Annotated in this window: 14 protein-coding genes and 3 pseudogenes (2 of these 17 cut by a window edge); 9 read left to right on the plus strand and 8 right to left on the minus strand. The window is 70.1% G+C overall.

The features are described from left to right. From F4X11_00790 to F4X11_00800, 3 genes and pseudogenes are all read right to left on the minus strand, one after another. Positions 1 to 2,194 (minus strand): annotated as a pseudogene (locus F4X11_00790) (hypothetical protein) (it extends 185 nt beyond the left edge of the window). A 234-nt stretch (positions 2,195 to 2,428) separates the two neighbouring features. Beyond that, positions 2,429 to 4,798 carry a transketolase gene (locus F4X11_00795; GenBank protein MYN63563.1) on the minus strand — a complete coding sequence of 790 codons (2,370 nt, stop codon included), beginning with the start codon at positions 4,796 to 4,798 and terminating at the stop codon, positions 2,429 to 2,431. 53 nt (positions 4,799 to 4,851) lie between these two features. Next, positions 4,852 to 5,952 carry an ATP-binding protein gene (locus F4X11_00800; GenBank protein MYN63564.1) on the minus strand — a complete coding sequence of 367 codons (1,101 nt, stop codon included), beginning with the start codon at positions 5,950 to 5,952 and terminating at the stop codon, positions 4,852 to 4,854. A 244-nt stretch (positions 5,953 to 6,196) separates the two neighbouring features. Here F4X11_00800 and F4X11_00805 point away from each other — a divergent pair, with 244 nt between their 5' ends. After that, positions 6,197 to 8,812: a DUF3604 domain-containing protein gene (locus F4X11_00805; protein MYN63565.1), complete on the plus strand. Its 2,616-nt coding sequence runs from the start codon at positions 6,197 to 6,199 to the stop codon at positions 8,810 to 8,812. A gap of 72 nt (positions 8,813 to 8,884) precedes the next feature. Here F4X11_00805 and F4X11_00810 read toward each other — a convergent pair whose 3' ends face one another. Beyond that, a complete protein-coding gene (locus F4X11_00810) occupies positions 8,885 to 10,327 on the minus strand; it encodes a hypothetical protein (protein MYN63566.1) in 1,443 nt (480 codons plus the stop codon). Between F4X11_00810 and F4X11_00815 the strand changes: the two genes are divergently transcribed. Further along, entirely contained in the window at positions 10,306 to 11,172 is an 867-nt protein-coding gene (locus tag F4X11_00815) for a hypothetical protein (protein ID MYN63567.1), read from the plus strand. The two genes, F4X11_00810 and F4X11_00815, sit on opposite strands and share 22 nt — an antisense overlap. Positions 11,173 to 11,271: 99 nt before the next feature. Here the strand turns inward: F4X11_00815 and F4X11_00820 are convergent, their stop codons facing one another. Next, a complete protein-coding gene (locus F4X11_00820) occupies positions 11,272 to 11,832 on the minus strand; it encodes a periplasmic heavy metal sensor (protein MYN63568.1) in 561 nt (186 codons plus the stop codon). A 133-nt stretch (positions 11,833 to 11,965) separates the two neighbouring features. On the opposite strand from F4X11_00820, the gene F4X11_00825 reads away from it, so the two are divergent. From F4X11_00825 to F4X11_00840, 4 genes are read left to right on the plus strand one after another with little or no spacing between them, the layout of a single operon-like run. Beyond that, entirely contained in the window at positions 11,966 to 12,673 is a 708-nt protein-coding gene (locus tag F4X11_00825; GenBank protein MYN63569.1) for a sigma-70 family RNA polymerase sigma factor, read from the plus strand. A gap of 56 nt (positions 12,674 to 12,729) precedes the next feature. Then, positions 12,730 to 13,284: a hypothetical protein gene (locus tag F4X11_00830; protein MYN63570.1), complete on the plus strand. Its 555-nt coding sequence runs from the start codon at positions 12,730 to 12,732 to the stop codon at positions 13,282 to 13,284. Further along, positions 13,281 to 13,745: a hypothetical protein gene (locus F4X11_00835; GenBank protein ID MYN63571.1), complete on the plus strand. Its 465-nt coding sequence runs from the start codon at positions 13,281 to 13,283 to the stop codon at positions 13,743 to 13,745. Before F4X11_00830 ends, F4X11_00835 begins: the two co-directional genes overlap by 4 nt. Positions 13,746 to 13,757: 12 nt before the next feature. Next, positions 13,758 to 15,227 carry an MBOAT family protein gene (locus F4X11_00840; GenBank protein MYN63572.1) on the plus strand — a complete coding sequence of 490 codons (1,470 nt, stop codon included), beginning with the start codon at positions 13,758 to 13,760 and terminating at the stop codon, positions 15,225 to 15,227. A gap of 53 nt (positions 15,228 to 15,280) precedes the next feature. On the opposite strand, the gene F4X11_00845 is transcribed toward F4X11_00840, so the two are convergent. Both F4X11_00845 and F4X11_00850 read right to left on the minus strand, forming a co-directional pair. Then, positions 15,281 to 16,111, minus strand: a complete 831-nt coding sequence (locus tag F4X11_00845) for a cytochrome b/b6 domain-containing protein (GenBank protein ID MYN63573.1) — start codon at positions 16,109 to 16,111, stop codon at positions 15,281 to 15,283. A 59-nt stretch (positions 16,112 to 16,170) separates the two neighbouring features. Then, a complete protein-coding gene (locus F4X11_00850) occupies positions 16,171 to 16,470 on the minus strand; it encodes a hypothetical protein (protein ID MYN63574.1) in 300 nt (99 codons plus the stop codon). A gap of 271 nt (positions 16,471 to 16,741) precedes the next feature. Here F4X11_00850 and F4X11_00855 point away from each other — a divergent pair, with 271 nt between their 5' ends. Next, complete coding sequence (locus tag F4X11_00855) at positions 16,742 to 18,814, plus strand: PQQ-binding-like beta-propeller repeat protein (protein MYN63575.1); 2,073 nt, start codon at positions 16,742 to 16,744, stop codon at positions 18,812 to 18,814. A 269-nt stretch (positions 18,815 to 19,083) separates the two neighbouring features. Here F4X11_00855 and F4X11_00860 read toward each other — a convergent pair. Then, positions 19,084 to 20,356, minus strand: a pseudogene (locus tag F4X11_00860) (M20/M25/M40 family metallo-hydrolase). Positions 20,357 to 20,562: 206 nt separating this feature from the next. On the opposite strand from F4X11_00860, the gene F4X11_00865 reads away from it, so the two are divergent. Then, complete coding sequence (locus F4X11_00865) at positions 20,563 to 20,997, plus strand: two pore domain potassium channel family protein (GenBank protein ID MYN63576.1); 435 nt, start codon at positions 20,563 to 20,565, stop codon at positions 20,995 to 20,997. An 18-nt stretch (positions 20,998 to 21,015) separates the two neighbouring features. Continuing rightward, a pseudogene (locus F4X11_00870) lies at positions 21,016 to 21,113 on the plus strand (hypothetical protein); it runs 142 nt beyond the window's last position.

Here is a 21,113-nt window from a genome sequence, read left to right on the forward strand (position 1 = left end):
TGACGGTGAAGTCCTCGTCCGCCTCCGGTTCCTGGTCGTCGATGGTGTCGACCGAAAAGGTGGCCTCGGTTTGGCCGGCGGAGAATGTAAGCGTCTCCGATTTTGCCGTGTAGTCGGCGCCGGCCTCGGCGGTACCGTTGCTGGTTGCGACATCGACGGTGACCGTGTCGGTGCTGGTCGCCGACAAGATGACGGTGAACTGCGCGGCTTCGCCCTCCTCTACCGCCGCGTCGCCGATGGACAGCTCCGGGGTCGGGTCCGGAGTCGGGTCGCCGCCGCCGTCGTTGGCGGTGATGGTTCCCGTTCCGTTGTCGTCGCCGAGCGTGGCGCCGCTGGGGTTGCTGAGCGTGACGGTGAAGTCCTCGTCCGCCTCCGGTTCCTGGTCGTCGATGGTGTCGACCGAGAAGGTAGCCGTGGTCTCACGGGCGCGGATTGTCAGCCTCTCCGACTTTCTCGTGTAGTCCTTGCCTTCCACGGCGGTGCCGTCGCTGGTGGCTGCGGTGACGCTCACGGCATGATCCGTGGGTCCCTCCAACCTGACCGTGAACTGCGCCGTGCCCCCTTCCCTGACCGTCACGTCGTTGATGGACAGCCCCGGGTCGTCGTTGTCCTGGATGGTTCCCGTCGCGGTGCCGCGGTCGAGCGTCGCCATGCTCGGACTGCTCAGCTGTACCGTGAACGCTTCGTCGCCCTCGTAGTCCGGATCCTCGATGGTACGTACCGGTATCGTCTGGCTCAGGGGGTCCTGCGTGGTGAAGGTCAACGTGTCCGATGCGGTGATGTAGTCCGAGCCCGCCCGCGCCACGCCGTCCCGCGTCTCGTAGGCGACCGTCACGGTTTCGGTGGGCGTCGCGCTCAGGGTCACCTGGAACGAAGCCGTGCCGCCTTCCGTCACCGTCGCGTCCTGAATGCGCAGCGATGGCTGCGCGCCCGCATCGTCGTCATTGATCGTGCCGGTCCCGGTGCCGGTGCTGATGGTGGCCTCCTGCGGATCGCTCAGCACGACGCTGAAGGTCTCCTGATTCTCTCTGGTGCTGTCCTCGCGCGTGCGGACCCGGATGGTCTCGCTGTTGTCCCCCGACCGGAAAGTCAGCGTGCCGTTGATCGCCGTATAGTCGGACTCCATGACGGCGGTGCCGTCCATGGTCGAGTACCGGACGGTCGCGGTCACGGCGCGCTCGCCGCTGAGCGTCACCTCGAACTCCGCCGTGTCGCCCTCGTCAACCGCCGCGTCTCCAATGGATAGCGTCGGCTTGGAGTCGTCGTTGGTGATGGTGCCCTCCCCAGTGCCGTCACCGATCGTCGCTCCGACCGGGCTGCTCAGCCGGACCGTAAAGGTCTCGTCCGCTTCGTAGTCGTCGTCCTCCGTCGTCTGCACGTCGATGAAACCGGTCTTCGTCTCCGCGGGGGTTGTCAGCGTGTCGTCAACCGCTTCGTAGTCCGAGCCCGCCCGCGCCGTGCCGTTGCTCGTGCGGTAGCGGACCGTCACCGGGTTCTCGCTCTCGGTGTCCAGGGTCACCCTGAACCCCGCCGTCCCGCCTTCCTCCACGCTCGCGTCGCCGATCGACAGCTCCGGCTTCGGGGCGTTCGGCCCGTCGTCGTCGTCGACGCGCACGGCTACCTGGGGGAGCCTGTCGGGGTGCAGCGCGTCGGGGCAGTAGGAGTCCTCGTCCCGGACCTCGTGGACGATGGTGAACGTAAGGTCCTCTTCGTCGCCGTCCTCGCGAGCCTCGATCGTGACGTCGCGCCAGTGGCTCTCGTCCTGTCCCGCCGGCCAGTCGGACGGATCGAATTCCCAGCCCTGCGACGGCATGAGATGGACGTCGCCCACTCCGTCGCCGTCGATGTCGTAGTCGTCGTTCTCGGTGCGGGTTGCGCCTGGTATGTGCACCATGACCCACCACCCGCTCACCTGATTGTCGCTCTCGTCAGTAGGCAGCGGCCTGGTCAGCCTGAGCCGGTAGCTGGCCCGCTCGCCTTCCCTGACGGTCACCATCGTCGTCGAGGCCTCGACCGTTCCTCCGCTTGCGACCCAGGCGTCCGTTCGCGCCTTGGAGCTCTGGGCTTCGACCGGCGGCGGCGCCATCGTGCACAGCAGTGCTGTCGTCAGCGTGAGCGTGAAGGACCGTGCGGCGCGGTGGCGGTGGCGGGAACCGGAAGGGAGGGTCGGTCTCCTGGCGCCCGACGACACCATGCCTCCTCAAGTGATCCAGGGAGATACGAGCCCGTCTTCGTTTAGCGGGTCAAACTGCTTCCGCATGAAGCCTAGCCAACCGCGGCCCTTCCTGGCGCTACCAGAATTGGGAGACTTAGCGGCTGTTTTTCGATGGAATCCGCGTGTTGGGGGTAAAGGTCTTGATGCGCGGTGGCTCGCCGGCAGTACGAAAGAGGAGCGCCTCTGGCGGTAGCAGGATGGACCGATGGTGTATTACGCGATGGCCGACATCGCGAGGCGCGCGGCCGCCTCTACGATAGCGTCGACGTCCAGGCGGTACTCGCGGTACAGGTCCGGCAGATCGCCGGACTGCCCGAAGCGATCCACGCCGAGCGGGACCACCCGCTGGCGCCGGACCGACGCCAGCCACGACAGCGTGGCCGGATGCGCGTCGATCACCGTGATCAGGCCTGCTCCCTCGGGCAGGGGACCGAGCAGCCGCTCGACGTGCGAGACCGGTCGGGCCGCTCCGATGCCGCCGCGGTGGCTTGCCGTCCACCCGCGATAGAGCCGGTCGACCGAGGTGACCACGAGCAGCCCGGCGTCCGGGACGTCCTCCAGGATCTGCCGGTGCGCGTCGATCGCTTCCGGCAGCACCGCGCCGCTGGCGACGAGTGCGATCTCCGCCCGGGGCCCGGGCGGGGCCAGCCAGTAGCCGCCGTCGGTGATCTGCCGCGCCAGTCCCGTGTCCAGGCGCCGTTGCGGCTGATCCACCGGGCGGGTCGACAGGCGCAGGTAGACCGCTCCGCCGTCGTCGGCCTGCAGGTGCTCGAAGCTCCAGCGCAGGACCTCGCAGAGCTCGTCGGCGTAGGTCGGCTCGAACGACGTCAGGCCCGGCTGCCCCATCCCGAGCAGTGGTTCGTAGATCGACTGGTGCGCCCCGCCCTCGGCGGCCAGCGACACCCCGGACGGCGTCCCCACCACGATGAAGCGCGCGTCCTGGTAGCAGGCATAGTTCAGCGCGTCGAGGCCGCGGCTGATGAACGGATCGTAGACGGTGCCGATCGGCAGCAGACGCTCGCCGAACAGCGGCGCGCTCAACCCGAGCGCGGCGAGCAGGATGAACAGGTTGTTCTCGGCGATCCCCAGCTCGATGTGCTGGCCCTCGGCGGAGACCTCCCAGTTGAGGGCGGAGACGATCCGCTTGTCCTTGAAGAGGTCGCCGCGGGCGCGCCGCCCGAAGATGTGGCGGCGATTCAGCCACGAGCCGAGGCTGGTCGAGACCGTGACGTCCGGCGACGACGTCACCACGCGGTCGGCCAGGTCGGGATGGCGCCGCGCGAGGTCCGACAGGAAGCGGCCGAACGCGTCCTGGGTCGACAGCCGGTCGCCGGGGGGCGGCTCGAACCGCTCCGGCACCGCGATGCGCGCCGCGGCGTGGCGCCGGCCGGACGCGCGTCCGAAGGGCACGGCGTCGAGAAACGCCTGCAGCTCGCCGGCCGGGATGTCGAGCCCGGCGAAGCGGTCCCATTCCTCGCCGTCCGCGATGCCCATCCCCTGCTTGAACGCCTCCATCTGGTCCGGCGTGACCAGTCCGGCGTGGTTGTCCTTGTGGCCGGCGAACGGCAGGCCGTAGCCCTTGATGGTGTAGGCGATGAAGGCGGTGGGCCGGTCGTCCCCCACGGCGCCGAAAGCGTCGCGCAGGGTGGCGAGATCGTGCCCGCCCAGGTTGGTCATCAACCGTCCGAGCGCGTCGTCGTCGTGCTCGTCGAGCAGGGCGCGAATGCCGTGGGTGTCCCCCAAATCGCGCTGCAGCTCGTCGCGCCAGGCGGCACCGCCCTTGTAGGCCAGGGCCGAGTAGCGCGAATTCTCCGCCGAATCGATCCACCGCCGCAGCGCGCCCCCGCCCGGCCGCTCGAAGGCGGCGGTCAGCAGGCGTCCGTACTTGAGCACCTCCACCCGCCAGTCGAGGTTGCGGAAGACGGTCTCCAGCCGGTCCGAGAAACGCTCGACCATCACCGCGTCGAGACTCTGGCGGTTGTAGTCGATGACCCACCAGACGTTGCGGACGTCGTGCTTCCACGACTCGACGAGCGCCTCGAAGATGTTCCCCTCGTCGAACTCGGCGTCGCCGGCGATGGCGATCATGCGGCCCGTGGGACGCTCGGCGCCGAACCGCTTCAGACGCACGTAGTCCTGGACCAGCGCGGCGAAGCTGGTCATCGCCACGCCGAGGCCGACCGAGCCGGTGGAGAAGTCGACGTCGTCGGCGTCCTTCGTGCGCGACGGGTACGACTGCGCGCCGCCGAACCCGCGGAAGCGGGCGAGTTGATCCTGCGTCTGGTTGCCCAGCAGGTACTGGATGGCGTGGAACACCGGGCTCGCGTGCGGCTTCACCGCCACACGGTCCTCCGGCCGCAGGGCGTCGAAGTACAGCGTCGTCATCAACGCCGCCACCGACGCGCACGATGCCTGGTGGCCGCCGACCTTCAGCCCGTCGCGCGAGGGGCGGAGGTGGTTGGCGTTGTGGATCATCCAGACGGCCAGCCACAGGACCTTGCGCTCGAGCGCGCGGAGGCAGCGCAGATCGGATGCGGAGCCCTCGGGCCGAGAGGCATCGGGAGGAGTCGCGGGGATCGCCATCGAGGCTAGGATGCCTCACGCCCGACGGTGCGGACAAGTGCCTTCGTCGCTCGTCAGGCCGGACGCAACTCGATATCGCGGATCTGCGTCAGCGGCAGGGCGGTAATGTTGTTGGTCAGGGAGTACTCGCGGTCGCCAGGGTAGACCACCCACAAGTGCCGGAGTCCGAGGTCGTCCATGACGATGTGCATCGACCGGGTCGTTCGCGGCGCGTCGGCGCACTTGAACTCGAACCCCCAGCGGCGGCCTCGCCGCAACAGGAGCAGATCCAGCTCTGCGCCCCGTTGGGTCCCATAGAAGTACGCCTCGCGCTCGCCGTGCGCGAGCAGCGTCTGTTCCAGGGCGAACCCTTCCCAGCTTGCGCCGTAGCGAGGATGCAGCGGCAGTTCCCGCCGGTCTTCCAGGCCGAGCAGAAAATGCAGAATCCCGCTGTCCCGCAGGTAGATCTTGGGCGACCGGACGAGGCGCTTGCCCAGGTTCTCGAACCAGGGCGGCAGCACACGGAGCATGAAGGCGCCCGCCAGCAGGTCGCGGTAGTGGTTCACCGTCGTCGCGCTCACGCCCATCGAGCGCGCCAGCTCCGCCGCGTTCCAGGTCTGTCCGTGCACGTGCGCCAGCATGCGCCAGAAGCGGCCCAACGCGTCCGGAGAGACCGCCGACCCCAGCCCGCGGATGTCCCGCTCCAGGAACGTGCGCGTGAACGACTGCATCCAGCGCGTCCAGGCCGCAGCGGACGGGGCCAGCCAGGCGCGCGGAAGCCCGCCTCGCATCCACAAGCGATCCTGGTGCTCCAGACCGACCTCGGCCAGCGAGAATCCGCCCACGTCGACGAAGAACATGCGTCCGGCCAGCGTCTCGGACACCCCCTGGACGAGGTCCAGGGAGGCGCTGCCGAGCAGCAGGAAGACGGCGCGGCGGCCCGGATCGTCGCAAATCGGCCGGAGCAACTCGAGCAGCTCCGGCTTCCGCTGCACCTCGTCAATCACGACCAGGCCCTCCCGGTCCCGAAGCACTTTCTCGGGGGTGGCGGACAGCGCTTCGCGAGTGGCGGCAACCTCCAGATCGAAAACCGTGGATGGATCGGGCCAGGACGCCGCTACCTGCCGCGCCAGCGTCGTCTTGCCGACCTGCCGAGCTCCCAGCAGGGTGACCACGGGCGCCTCGGAGAGCCCTGTGGTGGTGGCGGCGAGCAGATCCGGACGGGCTATTGATTGTTGCAAATCACATTTTCCTAATGTGATATTCAACGATTATACGTAGCCCGGGAGTCGCATGGGGTAGGATGCCTCACGCGCTCCGCATCGGGCGCCACTACCCCACGGGAGAACGAACGCAGTCCTTGCCGGCCCTGCGCTGCGGGACTGACGGCAATCTCGGCCGGGAATGCTGAGCCACCACATGACATACCTCCGACGCTGTACACGGCTTGCCGCGCGCGGTCTCACACTCGCGTTTCTCATCGTCGCCGTCGGCTGCGCCGGAGCCGGTGACGACGAAGGCAGGCCGGACGACTACCTGACGCCGGAGCTGCGCGCCGCCGTCGAGCAGCTCAAGGCCGACGTGGCAATGGGCCCCACAGACGAGGCGACGATCGCCGAGCGGGCGCGGATCCTCGCCGACTGGGTCGACGCCTACGCCCTGGGCGGCGGGGAAGTGGGCCTCGAAGGCCCGCGCGTGCGGCTGCAGTCGACGCTGCCGCCGACCGGTCAGGCGGCGCTGCGGCAAGGGGCGATCGTCGACCGGCTGGTACGGCAGTTCACGCTGCACGACGAACCCGGCGCGCTCGGGGAACTGACCGCCGAGTCGCTCGGTCCGTTCGAGGCGCGCAGCTACCAGACCGTTCGCCAGACGTGGACCGCCGGCACGCGCCCGGTGGTGGCCGGCGGGGGCTTCTGGGTGGCGCGGCACTTCAACGTGAACTACGGCCCCTTCCAGACCGACGACCCGGCCGGCGACGGCTACGTGACCATCGCGACGTCGGACACCGACGCGGCGTTCGAGGCCGACGTCTACCTGGCGAGCGGCCCGCACGGCGGGTTCCGGGCACCGGAGCCCGCGCTGGTCTTCCGCGTCGCCTCGGGCCAGATCGACCCCGGCGAGACGGTCACCATCACCTACGGCGACACGAGCGGGGGCGGGCAGGGCCTGCTGATGACCGGCACGTCGAGCGCCCGGATGCCGCTGCCGCTGTACGTCGATCTGGACGCCTCCGGCGAGTGGCGGCCGCTGCCGATTCTGCCGTTCGTGGTCAGTGGAACGCGCGTGGCCGGGGTGCACGGCTTCGTGCCGAGCGTCGTCGCGCCCGGCGAGCCGTTCGAGCTGTCGGTGCGCGCACAGGATGCGTTCTTCAACCGTGCGACCGGCGCCATCCCGGCGTTCGAGGTACGGGTGGACGGCGACGTGCGCGCGACCACGCCGGCCGGCACCGAGCCGATCACGGTCGTGGAGCTGACGCTGGACGAAACGGGGCCGCACTGGATCGACATCCGCTCGGCGGACGGCGAAATCCGCGGCGGCGCGAACCCGATCCTCGTCGAGGAAAACCCCGCCCGCCGCATCTACTGGGGCGACACGCACGGCCACTCCGGCTACGCCGAGGGAATCGGCACCATCGACTTCTTCATGACCTTCGCCCGCGACGACGCCCGGCTCGACTTCGTCACCCATTCCGAGCACGACGTCTGGCTGGACGACGCCGAGTGGGAGCTGTCGCGCAGCGCGGTGCAGACGTTCGACGAGCCGGGCCGATTCATTCCGTATCTCGGCTGGGAATGGACCCGGCACGCCCGCTTCGGGGGCCACCACAACGTGCTGTACCGTGACACGGAGGGCAGGGAGCGTGTGTCGGCGCTGGAGTACCCGACGCTGTCCGAGCTGTACCAGGGCCTGCACGCGCGCTACGACCCGACCGACGTGCTGGTCATCCCGCACGCCCACAATCCGGGCGACTACCGGCAGTCCGACCCGCAGCTCGAGCCGCTCATCGAGATGATGTCGATGCACGGCACCTTCGAGTGGTTCGTCCGGCAGTACCTGTCGCACGGCCACCAGGTGGGGCTGGTCGCCGCGTCGGACGACCACCTGTCGCACCCCGGCTATTCCGCCCCGAACCGCAACTCGCTGGCGCAGCGCGGCGGCCTCGGCGCGGTGATGGCGCCCGAGAGGTCCCGCGACGCGATCTTCGACGCGATGAAGGAGCGGCGGACCTACGCCACCACCGGCGACCGCATCATCCTGGACGTGACCGTCAACGGCACCGGGATGGGCCAGCGCGCCGACTACGCGGACGAGCGCTCCGTCGAGGGCCGCGTCATCGGCACGGCGCCGATAGAGTCGGTGACGCTGCTCAGGAACGACGAGCCGATCTGGAGCGAGACCTACGGCGTCGGCCGCGGCCGTCCCGCCGACCGGGAAGAGTGGCTGCTCTCGTTCTTCTCCGACGCCACGCCGCTGCATGCCGGCGATGCGCCGCGCGGCTGGCGCCACTGGCGCGGACAGCTCCGCGTGAACGGGGCGGTCCTCGAGGGCATCACCGGGACGGACTTCGTCAACCCGACCACCCAGGACCTCGAGTACGAGCCGGGGCGCAACGGCGCCCGTTTCGCCACGAACACGCGCGGCGACACCAGCTCGTTGCGGATGACGTTGTCCGGCATCCGGCCGAGCGCGTCGATCACGCTCGAGCTGGAAGAAGCGCGCGAGACCGGGTCGGCGCCGCCGTTCTTCCGCCCGCCGGCCGACATCGAGGAGCGCCGGGTGCGGCTCACCCTCAGTGCGGGGGGCGTCGCCAGGGAGATGGGTATCGACGGCTACCCCGACGACCGCATCACGCTGCGCCGCCTGATCCGCAACGGGCCCCGCGACGTCAGCTTCAGCTACACCGACGAGGACAACCCGCGGACCGACGAGGACGACCCCCGGCAGGGCGACTACTACTACGTCCGCGTCCGGCAGGTGAACGACGCTATGGCCTGGTCGAGCCCGGTGTGGGTCGGCGGGTATCCGTCGCGGTAGGAATGGCGTGCGTCGTCCGGGTGTCCCCGCGGCTCTCGGAGTATTGCTGGCTGCTCTTACCCGGAACGCCAGTCAAATGAACGGTCGCCACGTATAGAACAGCGCCGCTCCGAACCCCTGCAGCGTGGCGAACACCGCCAGTGCCAGCGTGGTCTGCCCTGCCGTGAGCCGTGCGCCCAAGTAAATGAACAGCGGAAACAGCGTCGAGACGACGCGACCGACCGAGAGCAGCCCGCCCGACCCGATCGCCAGCGCCAGATTGACGACGATCCACGAGCCATAGGCCCATCCCAACCGTCGTGTCAGCGGCGCCACCAGTGCCAGCGCCAGGATCGCCGCGCAGCCGTCGAGCCAGCGCAACGGCTCGCCCAGCGTCCTGTTGTAGAGGGTCTCGCCGGACCGGAACTCCAGAGGGACGGCGAGCAGCATGTCCCCACCGCCGGTGGAGCGACCCCAGGCGGCGTGCGCGTCGAGCCACGCGAGCGGATTGCCGGTTTGGGCCAGCAGATACAGCGAGAACGCGGCCAGCCCCCCGATCGGCGCGGCTACCGCCAGCCAGGCGCGCGGCGAACGGGTGCGGGCCCCGAGCGCCAGCAGCGCGAGCGGGACGCACAGGGCGAATCCGTTGGGTCGCGTCAGGCCGGCAAGCGCGCCCCAGGCGCAAGCCACCCCCCAATCGCCCCGCCGGCCGTGGAAGAAGGCCGCGACGGTGGCCAGCAGGAAGAGGTTCTCCGAGTAGGGCGCGCCGTAGAACACGGCGAACGGAAACGCGCAGAGCAGCAGTATCGCGCCCGAGGCGGATCGGTCGTCGAGGTCCTCCCGGGCCAGCCGGTACAGGTAGGCCAGGCCCCATAGAAACGCGCCCAGCGCGATGACCAGCCCCGCCGCGACGTGCCGGACGTAGTAGCGCTCGTAGCTCACGCGGGCGCCCAGTCCCTCGGGCTCGTTGCCCGCGTTGACGAGCGCGGCGCCCAGGCTCATCAGCGCGGGATAGGCCGGAAAGAAGGCGACGTTCTGCGGCCCATCGGCATCCGGCGACCAGCGGTAGCCGTGGACCGCGATGTCCAGGTACCAGCCGGCGTCGAACCGGAGCGGCAGGTTCGCGACCTCGGACTCCGAGATCCGGACCGGGGGACCGCTCTCCGGGAACCCGATGGTCAGGACGGCGAGCAGCCCGGTGAAAAGGACCGCGCCGCGCGTGGCCAGAAACGGGGGCAGCACGCGGCGCAGGGCCGCCGACCCCGACAGGGCACGGACGGCAGCCAGGCAGCGCAGATGAAGCGGCGGACGCGGCCAGATCAGGTGACGGCCCCCGACCGACGCCGCCAGCAGCACGAGCAGCCGCACGATCGAGCCGACCGACAGGGAAGCGACGCCCGCGTCGACGCGGACCGGCCCGAAGATCAGCACGCAGAGCAACAACACGAGGAGAACTCCGCCGAAGGCATCGAGCACGCGGGCGGGAAGCGGCAGTTCGGGCCGCGCCGTAGTCGATGTCATGTCGGCGAAGAGCATGCGGGATCGTACCGCGCGGCGGCAAGCGGGACGACCGGCCGACGCCCTGTCGCACGTGCCGGTGTGAGCGATGTATCATCGTTGCAACGTCCATGAACGTCGCGCGGCGGCGTTCCACTTCACGTGCATACACGAAACATCGCGTGGCAGAACTCGAGTTTCCGGAGGAGGACTACGACATGAAACGCACCCTCAGCATCCTGGCACTTGCCCTTGCCGTCGGCGTCGTCGGCAGCCCGATGACCGCGTCGGCGCAGCACATGTACCGCGTCAAGATCACGAACCTCACCCCGGGTCAGGCCTTCACGCCGTTCCTGTTGCTGACCCACTCGCCCGACATGAACATCTACCTTCCGGGCACGATGGCCTCCGCGGAGTTGCGCGCCATCGCCGAGGGCGGCAACATCATGCCGATGATGGAGAAATACATGGGCATGATGGGCGTGATGGACGTCAAGGGGGGAGACTCGTTGACCACCCCCGGGGTCACCACGGAGTTCATGATCTCGGGCATGTACGGCTACCGGCTGAGTCTGGTTGGGATGCTGCTTCCGACGAACGACGGGTTCGTGGGCGCCAACATGGTGCTGCCGATGGAGGGCGGCATGATGGGCTACGCCTACGGATACGACGCGGGCACGGAGATGAACGACGAGCTGTGCTCGTCGATCCCCAACCCGGGGACGAACGACATGGAATGCGACGCCCACGGCCCCGGCGAGACGATCGGCATGGGCGAGGGCGCCATCGTCATCCACAGCGGCATCCACGGCCACGGCGACTTCATGCCGATGTATCGCGACTGGAAGAACCCGGTGGCCCGCATCACGATTACCAAGATGTAGCCCGTTCCAGCCACGAAATCGACCGGTCCCCCGAGCGCGGCGTGGCGTCGCCGGCCGGGGGACCGGCCTTCATCCCGCGTGCAGCAGCGGGACCGTCCATCACCGGTTGCGCTCGCGGCGTTCCTCCCTGCGTTCCCGACGCTCCTCCATCCGCTCTCGGCGCGCGTTGCGCCGTTCCTCCCGCTCGGCCCTCAACTCCTCGGCCCGGGCCTGCTGCTCGGGCGTCAGAATCCGCCAGACCGCCGCGTAGACCTGCGCCCGCCGGACCGCCGCGTCGCCCGCGAGCCTTCCCAGCTCGGCCGCCAGGGCCCGGATCCGGTCTTCGTCGACGGTCGCCGAAGCCGTAGCCTCGGCCAGCGCCTCACGCGCCGCGCGCGTCTCGCGAAGGTTCGTCCGGGCGGCCTCGCGGCTCTCGTCGATCGCCGTCCGGACCTGCTCGCGCTGCTCGTCGGTCAGATCGAGCCGCCGCAGGGGGGGCAGGAGCACACCGACCGGGCCGGCGCCGCGCGGTCCTCCCATCCAGGCGCCGCGACCGCCGCGACCGCCGCCGCGCTGCGCCTCCGCCGCGTGCGCGGCCGCCACCACCGACACCCCGACGATCGCCAGTCCGACGACGCCGGCCGCCACCTTCCCGCGTGTTCCCGTCAAGTCGATCCGCATCGTGCCTCCTTTGCAGTTGCTGTTCCTACCGACCGCGGCCGGCGCAGGATTCTTCCCCGCGTCGCACGGGAACGAGCACGGGAATATCCGCGGCGCCCCGCGAGTCTCCGTTAGTGGGAACGCGGGTGCGCGTATGCTCGTGGTGACGAATGAACGGAGTGGATGGCCGGTTGAGAGGACGCCGGAGACGCGAGTGAGCACGGGGAGCGCAGCGGTCGGCGACGGTCACGCGGTCGCGGTCGAGGCGGGCCCGGGGGGCGAGCAGCGGACCGCGGCGATCGATCCCGACCGGGCGGCGGTAGAGGACGCCCGGGCCGGCGACGGCGGCGCCTTCGAGGCCCTCGTGCTGCGCTACCAGGCGCGCATCGTCAACTACGCGTCGGCGATGGTGCACGACGCGGGTGCCGCCGAGGACGTGGCGCAGGAGACGTTCGTCCGCGCCTGGCGCGGGCTGGGCCGGTTCCGGGGCGAGAGCGCGTTCAAGACCTGGCTATACCGCATCGCGACGAACGTGGCCCGGACGCATCTCGACCGGCGCGGGCGCCAGTCGCGCATCGGGGATCGCAGCCTGGACGACGAGTCGGAGCCGCTGCAGGCCGCCGACGTCCCGTCCCCGGCCCCCGACGCCGAAACGTCGCTCGTCAGACGCGAGGCGATCGACCGGGCGCTGGCCGAGCTGCCCGACGAGTTGCGCGTGGCGCTGGTGTTGCGCGACGTGGAGGGGCTCGACTACAAGGAGATTGCCGGCGTCACGGGAGCGCCGATCGGAACGGTGGAATCGCGGATATTCCGTGCCCGGCGTCGCCTGCGGACGCTGCTGCGCCCGCTCGCTACCGCGTAGCCGGAGGCCGAGAAACCGCGACGCCGCAACGCCGACGGGAACGAGGGGAGAGACCGATGACCTGCCGACAGGCCGAACCGCTGCTCGCGCGTGCCGCCGACGGTACGCTCGACGCCGAACGGAGCAGGGTGCTCGCCCGGCACCTGGATGGCTGCGCCGATTGCCGGAGAGCCCTCGATATGCAGCGCGCGATGCGGGAGGTGCTGACCGCCCGGCCGCAGGCGCCGACCCCGCTCGGCTTCGCCGCACGCGTCATGGCGAGTCTGCCGGAGGGTGAGCCCGGCGCGGCGGCCGGATGGCTCGACGCGCTGAACTGGCGCGCGTGGACGCTGCGCCTGGCGCCGGTGGCGGGAGCGCTGTTCGTCGGCGCCGTGCTCGGCATCGGCCCGTCGGCCGAGGTTGCGGAAACCGGGACGTCGGAGTTTTCCGAGCTGGTCGCCGCGTGGGTGTCCGAAGAGGCGATCGACACCGGGACGACGGATCAGGAGGAGCTCGAGACCGCGACCCGGCTCTGGCAGGACGGTGACGAGCTGACGGACGACCTCTTGATCGACGTCCTGCTCGCCGGCGAACCGTCGGGCCCGCTCTCCGCAGCGGAGGCAGGACGATGAACGCCGAGATGCGCACCCGCATGTGGGTCAGCCTGTTCGTGCTGGTCGTGTTCCTGGCCGGTCTCGGCGCCGGCATCGTCGCCTCCCCCTGGCTCGCACTCGGCCCGCGCCCCGGATTCGGACCCGACCTCGGCCTCGGCGGTCCCCCGGTGCCCCCGCTGAGCGGGCGCGTGCTGGAGCGGATGGCCTCCCGGCTCGACATGAGCGACGAGCAGATCGAGCGGCTCTCCGCGCTGTTCGACGCGCGCCGCGAACGGTTCCGCTCCATCGACCGCGAGGTGCGCCGCGAGATGCGCGCCCGCTTCGCGGCCGAGCAGGAGACGTTCCGCGCCGCCATCGCCGAGATCCTGACCCCGGCGCAGATGGCGCTCTTCGACGCCGAGATCGGCCGCATGGCCGAGGAACGCCGGCGCCGCTGGGGCGACCGCGACCGCCGCGACCGCGGGCGCCGGCGCCGGTAGAATGACCGGCGCGTGACGTTCACGGACTGGCGGTTCCTCTTCGTTTTCCTGCCGGCTGTCCTCGGCCTCCACTTCCTGGTCGCGCGGCTGACCTCCCGCGGCGCCGCCGGCGGACGCCTGCGCTTCGAGGTCGCCAACTGGATCCTCGTCGCCGGCGGCCTCGCCTTCCTCGCGGCGGGCGCCGGCCGCTTCGCAGCCGTACTCGGCGGCGCGGCCGCCGGGTTGTACGTCCTCGGCCGCGGCATCGCCAGCGCGCACCGGCGCCCGCCGGCAGTCCGACCCGACCGGATCAGCGCCGTTCCGGAGATCTGCTTCTCGCTCGCGATCACCGGCAGCATCGGGCTGTTCGTGTTCTTCCGGGGGCTGAACCCATTCGCGGGCGAAGCCATGCTCGAGGCAGGCGCGTTCGGCATGGCGGCGTTCCCGGCCACCGGCCTGCTCGCGCCGCTCGGCCTGTCGGTCTTCGTCTGCCACGCCGTGTCGTACGCCGCCGACGTCCACCGGGGCGAGGCCGCCGCGCCGCGGAACCCGGTCCATGCGCTGACCTACCTGCTCCTCTTCCCCTTCCTGGTCGCCGGCCCCATCGTCCGTTTCCGCGACGTGAGCGCGCATCTCGCGGCCCGGCAGGTCGGCATGGCGGCGTTCGCCTACGGCGTGCGGCGCTTCACGATCGGGCTCGCGAAGGCGTGGCTCATCGCGGAGACGCTCGCGCCGCCCGCGACGCTGGCGTTCTCGATGTCCGCCGGCGCGCTCGACGCGGCGCACGCCTGGCTGGGCCTCGCCTGCTTCACGCTGCAGATCTACTTCGCGCTGTCCGGCTACGCGGACATGGCCATCGGGCTGGGACGGATGCTGGGATTCCGGCTGCCCGAGCACTTCCAGTGGCCGTACGCGGCGGACAGCCTGCACGGATTCTGGCGGCGCTGGGCCATGACGCTGGTGACCTGGTTCGACGCCTACGTCCGGCTGCCTCTGCGGCCGGATCCCGGCCGCACCGCGGGGCGGGAGACCCAGGCGGTCCTGTCCCTGCTGCTGCTGTTCCTGCTGATCGCGCTCTGGCACGGCCCCGGCTGGCCGCTGCTGCTGTGGGGTGCCTGGCACGGCGCGGCCGTCGCGCTCGAGAGAACGCCGTGGGGGACCGTGCTCGCCCGCCTGCCGGCGCCGGTTCGCCACGGCTACGTGCTGCTCGTGGTGGCCGCCGGCTGGATCCTCTTCCGCGCCGACAGCCCGGCGGACGCCGTCGTCTTCGTCCAGGCGCTGGCCGGGCTCGGGGCCCCGCCGTCGCTGAACAACCCGCTGCCGCTGACCGGCGGCGTGCAGATCGCGCTGGCGGTCGGCGCCGTCGCCGCGGCGCCCCTGCTGCCGGCGGTGAGCCGCTGGAGCGTGACCGTCGACTCCATCGCTACCGCGCTGCAGATGATCGTTACGGCGGCCGCGCTGTTCGTCTGGACGCGCCTGCTCCGCCAGGGACGACGTCGGTAGCGCCACGAGCGCTTCGCGCCGGCGAGACGCCACCGCGATCCGGCGGGATCGCGCTACCAGGGCTTGTCCGGCGTGACCCGCCAGCGGGTCGGCTCGTGGTGCTCCAGGTACTGCCGGCGGGTGATCCAGCCGAAGACCATCGCCTTGGTCAACCACCAGTGGTCCGGCCGCAGGGCGAAGTAGATGTGCGCTACCACGAGACCGACCAGCGAGACGCCCACCAGCCCGTGGAGCACGTACACCCAGCCCCACGCCAACTCGCTGATCAGGTACTGGTTGTGGGCGAAGAACGGCGTGTCTATGCGGAACATCATGAGCATGCCGGTGATGATGACCAGCAGCCCGACGATCGTCAGAATCCAGTGGTAGAGCTGGTTGCCCAGGGGATACTTCGCCGGCTGCGGCGCCTCGGCGATGCGGCCGGTCTCGCGCAGCATCAGCGCCTTGAACTCCGGGACGTCCTTCGGCCCGGCCCAGATCGACCAGAAGTCGAGCCAGACGGTCGTATGAACGATGTGCCAGGCGATGATCACGGTGAAGATCATGCCCGACCAGTAGTGCCAGGGCACCCAGTCGAACCCGATCCCGATGATCGGGAAGAAGGCCGTCACCAGCAGCACGAACATCGTGACGGACATCGACCAGTGGAAGAGCCGCGCCGCAAGCGAATGGCGCAGGATGCGGGCGGGCACGTCGGGGTTGGCCTCCTCGAAGACGTCGGTCTCGGCCGCGGAGCGCTTCCGGCCGGACGAGAGCATCGTGTAGGCCGCGTGGGCCAGCACGAACATGATGACGCAGAAGATCGAGACCCACAGCGGATCCCAGTTGAGGTGCTGCAGGATCGGGCGCTGCCACGGGTCGTGGCCCCAGACGACGAAATCCACGATCGACTCCTCCCGCCTCGCAGCGCCTCTGCCGGCCCCGGCGCGGGACCGGCGGCGCCTCACCGCATCTTGACGACCACGGCCGCGGCGACCGGCTGGTCCGTCCGCGCCAGCTCGGATTCCAGGGTCTGGAACTCCTTGAACGCGACCCACTGCTCGTCGGTCCAGTGCTTGCGATGCGAGCGCGGCTGCGCAGCCAGCTCCGCGCCGTCCGTCCCGGCGTAGAACGGGAGCTCGTCCTGCGGCGAGCGACGCCGCAGGCGGCGAGCGTCGATCGGCACCGCCTCGGTCACCTCGTGCGTCGGCAGGGGCACCGAGACGTACTCCACGCCGCGCTCGTCGCGATAGACCACGCCCACGCCGTCTATTCTACGGGAGCCGCCGGCGGGCGCGGCCGAACCGGCCCCGGCGGGCCGAAACCGGAGGCCGCATGGCGCCCGCGGCGGGCGCGTTCGGCGACGGTTTTCGGGCTACACTATCTAGCCCGACAATCGTCGCCGGCGGCTTCGATTGCCGCCCAACCGGGCCTGACCAGGAGTCTGCGCCGTAGAACGGCGCGGACTCCTAGCTCGGACGAGGGGCGTTCAGTCGCCCCGTTGCGGGGCGTTTCCACTCTGGAGGAACGAGAAGATGAGAAGGAACCGCACATCGGGCCGGCGCACGGCCGGCTCGCTCGGCCTGCTGCTGGCATTCGTTGCCGGCGTGGCCGTGCTGACGCCGGTCACCGCCCAGGAGCCGGAAGAGGCGCGCGGCAACCCCTACGGCGAATGGCGCTTCCAGAGCGGCGACGCCTGGGGCACCCGGTACTCGCCGCTCGACCAGATCGACGCCGAGAACTTCGAGGACCTCGAGGTGGCATGGGTCTGGCGGGGCGACAATTTCGGGCCGCATCCGTTGTACCTGTCGCGCTCGACGCCGAGCTACATCGACGGCATCCTCTACACCGTCGCCGGCTATCGGCGGACCGTCGCGGCCATCGATCCGGCCACCGGCGAGACGCTCTGGACCTACCGCGAGCCGAACACCCGGCGCTGGGAAGAGTCGATGCGCGCGAGCTACGGCAAGGGCGTCGGCTACGCCGAGATCGACGGGCGCGGCGTCATCTACATCATCACGCCGGCCTTCTTCCTGCACGCGCTCGACGCGAAGACCGGCGAGCACCTCGAGGGCTTCGGCAAGCCGGTCCCGATCGACGGCTTCCCCGACACCGGCGTCGTCGACCTGCTGGCGGACCTCGGGCACGAGTACGACCCCTACGAGGGCATCCCGATGGACGTCGGCTACATCACCAACTCGTCGCCGCCGATTGTGGTCAACGGCACGGTGGTGGTGGGCAACTCCCACGAACAGGGCTACGCGCAGTCGCGCATCGAGAACGTGCCGGGCGACATCCTCGCCTACGATGCGAAGACCGGCGAGCACAAGTGGAAGTTCAACGTCATCCCGCAGTCGGAGAGCGAGTTCGGCTTCGACACCTGGCAGAACGACGCCTGGGACTGGACGGGCGACGTCTCCTCGTGGGCGCCGCTGTCGGCCGACATGGAGCGCGGCATCGTCTACATCCCCACCAATTCGCCGACGATCGACTACTACGGCGGGTTCAGGCCGGGGAACAACCTGTTCGGCACCAGTACGATCGCCATCGACGTCGAGACCGGCGATCGGGTCTGGCACTTCCAAACGGTCCACCACCCGATCTGGAACTACGACCTGCCCAACGTGCCGATCCTGGTCGACGTCACCGTCGACGGCCAGGAGGTGCCGATGGCCATCCAGACCACGAAGCAGGGCATGACCTTCGCCTTCAACCGCGAGACCGGCGAGCCGGTCTGGCCGATCGAGGAGCGTGAGGTCCCCGCATCGATAGTGCCCGGCGAGCAGCTCGCGCCGACCCAGCCGTTCCCGACCCGGCCGGCCCCGCTGAACCCGCTCGGCCTGACCGAGGACGACCTCATCGACCTGACGCCGGAGCTGAAGCAGGAAGCGATCGAGATCCTGGGCCGCTTCAATGTCGGCGGCCCCTACATGCCACCGCTGCCGAACAACCACAACGAGCCGCGGCCCTGGATCGCGTGCGGCGCGGGCGGCCTCAACATCACCCACCCGGCCACCCTCGACCCGGAGACCGGCTACCTGTACCAGTCGAACGGGCAGGGCTGCTCGGGCCGGACGGTGCAGCCGGGCACGAACACCGACGCCGAGGTCCACGGCTGCACCTCGGACTCGGGTGAGTGCACGACCACCGGCACGACGATCTCCGACTGGGTACAGGGCGGCGGCGTCGGCTGGGCCGGACCGCAGGGCCTGCCGATGTACAAGCCCCCGTTCAGCAAGATCACGGCGATCGACATGAACACCGGCGAGCACGTCTTCGCCGTGCCGGTGGGCGAGGCGTCCGAGCAGATGCGGCGCCACCCGGCGCTGCAGGGCGTCGACCTCTCGGGCACCGGCACCCCCCGCGGGCGCGCCATCCTGATGACCACCGGCACGCTGCTGCTGGCCACCGAGGGCGCGCAGGGGCCGCCCGTACTCAACGCCCACGACAAGCGGACCGGCGAGAAGCTCGGCAGCGTCGAGCTGCCCGCGACGGGCCAGTACGGCATGATGACCTACATGCACGAGGGACAGCAGTACATCATCGTGCAGGTCGCCCGGGGCGGCACCATGGCGGGCTCGCTCGCCGCGCTGCGGCTGCCCCAATAGGCCGCACGCCGTAAACAAGCCGCGGACAATCAGAGAGCGGGTCGATCCTCCGATCGGCCCGCTCTTTTTCTTGCCGGCCGGACAGTTGCGGCCGATGGCGCGGGGACCGGCGACCTACCTCAAACGACGCCGCCAGCTCGGGAACCACTGGAAGATGACCAGGAAGGTGCGGCGCCTCGAAGCAGGAGCGCCCTGAAACAGGACTATTCCTGGAAGACCGCAACTCGATTCCTGTTTTCCAGAAACTTGGGCCAAGTGACAGCGGCGCGTCAGAGGGGCGCCCGCTCCAGCCCCACGTCCATGATCAGCCGCGCCAGCAGGTAGAGCCGCGGCACGATCGAGTCCAGCTCGACGTACTCCCGGGCGTCCGAGTGCGCGCCGAAGCCGATCAGGCCGAAGCCTTCGATAACCGGGGCGTCGGTCTCCAGCGCCGCGAACGCGGCGTCGGTGCCGCCGCCGGCCGCCTGGTCGGCCACGCCGAGCAGGCGGCCGATCTCCCCGTACACCCGTTGCGCATGCGCTGCGAGGGCGCGTGACGCCCGGGTCACCTCCAGGGGCGGACGGCGTCGCTCGAACGTTACCGAGACGGTCGTGCCGGGAATGAGCCGGTTGCGGATCCGTTCCCGGACCTGCCGCTCGACCTCGTCGTAGGCGGCCACCCGCAGCACCCGGAAGTCGGCCGTGGCGCGCGCCTCGGCCGGAATGACGTTGCGGGTGGCCCCCGCGCTCGCGATGGTCCAGTTGAGCTTGATGCCGGCCGCCTCATCGCTGAGGTCGCGCATCTGCAGCACCTGGTGGGCCAACTCGGTACAGCGCGTTGCTCCCCTGTTCCGGAGCGCTCCCGGCGTGCGACGCGCGTCCCGTCACCTCCAGCAGCACGGCGCCGATCCCGGCCGTGGTCAGCGCCAGCCGGTCGCTCGTCCCGCCTCCCTCGCAGGAGAAGACCGCGTCGTGCTCCGTGCCGAGCCGGGTGATCAGCTCGCGCGATCCGGCCGAGCTGACCTCCTCGTCGGCGTTGATCAGGACGGTGATCAATTCGTAGTCGTCGAATTCCAGGGCGCGCAGCGCGGCCAACGTGTGCAGGATGAGGGCGATGCCGTGCTTGTTGTCGGCGATCCCCAGCCCGTACGCACGGCCGTCCGTGATCCGGAACGGCTGGTCGGCGAGCTGACCCCGCACGTACACCGTGTCCATATGAGCCAGCAGCAGAATGCGGCCGCGGCCCTGCCCGCGGAAGCGACCCACCACGCTCTGGCCGATCTCGGCCGGGGTGTCGACCATCACGTAGGGGTCGTCGTGCGAGACGAGCTCGACGTCGCCGCCGAGGGCCCGCAGCCGGGCGGCGATGACGGCTGCGATCTCCCGGAGGCCTTCCGGGTCGCGGCTGCCGGACTCGATGCCCACGAGCTCGCGCATGGTGTCGATGAGCGGCTCGCGCTCCGCTTCGACCGCGGCCATCACGGCGGGGTCGGGCTGGGCTCTGGCCGCGCAGACGGTGAGCCAGAGACCGCAGAGAACAACGACGAGGGTGGTCAGGCGCATGGCACGGCCATCATACCGCCGCGGACAGCACACCGGCCGGAAGAATGCGCTGGACGTCTGCGCCGTAGAACGGCGTAGACTTCCAGCCAGGCCGGTTGGGCGGCAATCGGAGACCGCAGCGCGACCGCAGCGGTCGCGTTCGGCGACGATTGTCGGGCTGGTGTTCCCGGCGAACCGCGCACGGCGCAAGTCCGCCGTACTCGACGATGCTCGTCATCGCCACCATCGTTCTGCCGCTACTCTCGGTCGGTCTGCACTACGAGTTGCTGGTGCTGGCCTCGCACGTGGTTCGAGCCCTGCCGGGAGCGGGCCGCGCCGACGTAATGCCGGCGGTCGTGCTGGCCCTCGTGGCGCACGTCATCGAGGTGGTGGTCTTCGGGGTGGGGTGGCTCGTCTTGATCCGCGCCGGAGCGGTCGAGCTCTCGATACCCTCGCCGACGCTGGCCGAAGCAATCTACTTCTCGGGCTCGGTGTACACGTCGCTCGGCTTCGGGGACATCGTCCCGGTGGGCAGTGGCCGGTTCCTCGTCGTGCTCGAGGCGGTCACCGGGTTGGTGCTGATCGCGTGGACGGCGTCCTTCACGTTCTACCAGATGCGCGAGAACTGGATGGACGACGGGGATCGGCAAAGCCGAGACTGAGAGACCGGGCGGACTCGGGCGCCCCCCCCCCCCCCCCCCCCCCCAACCCCCGGCCCCCCCCCGCCCGCCCCGCGCCACGATCTCGGCGCGCCCCGAACAGGGAGGGATAGAACAAA

This window comes from Acidobacteriota bacterium, from assembly GCA_009861545.1.
Classification (GTDB): Bacteria; Acidobacteriota; Vicinamibacteria; order Vicinamibacterales; family UBA8438; genus WTFV01.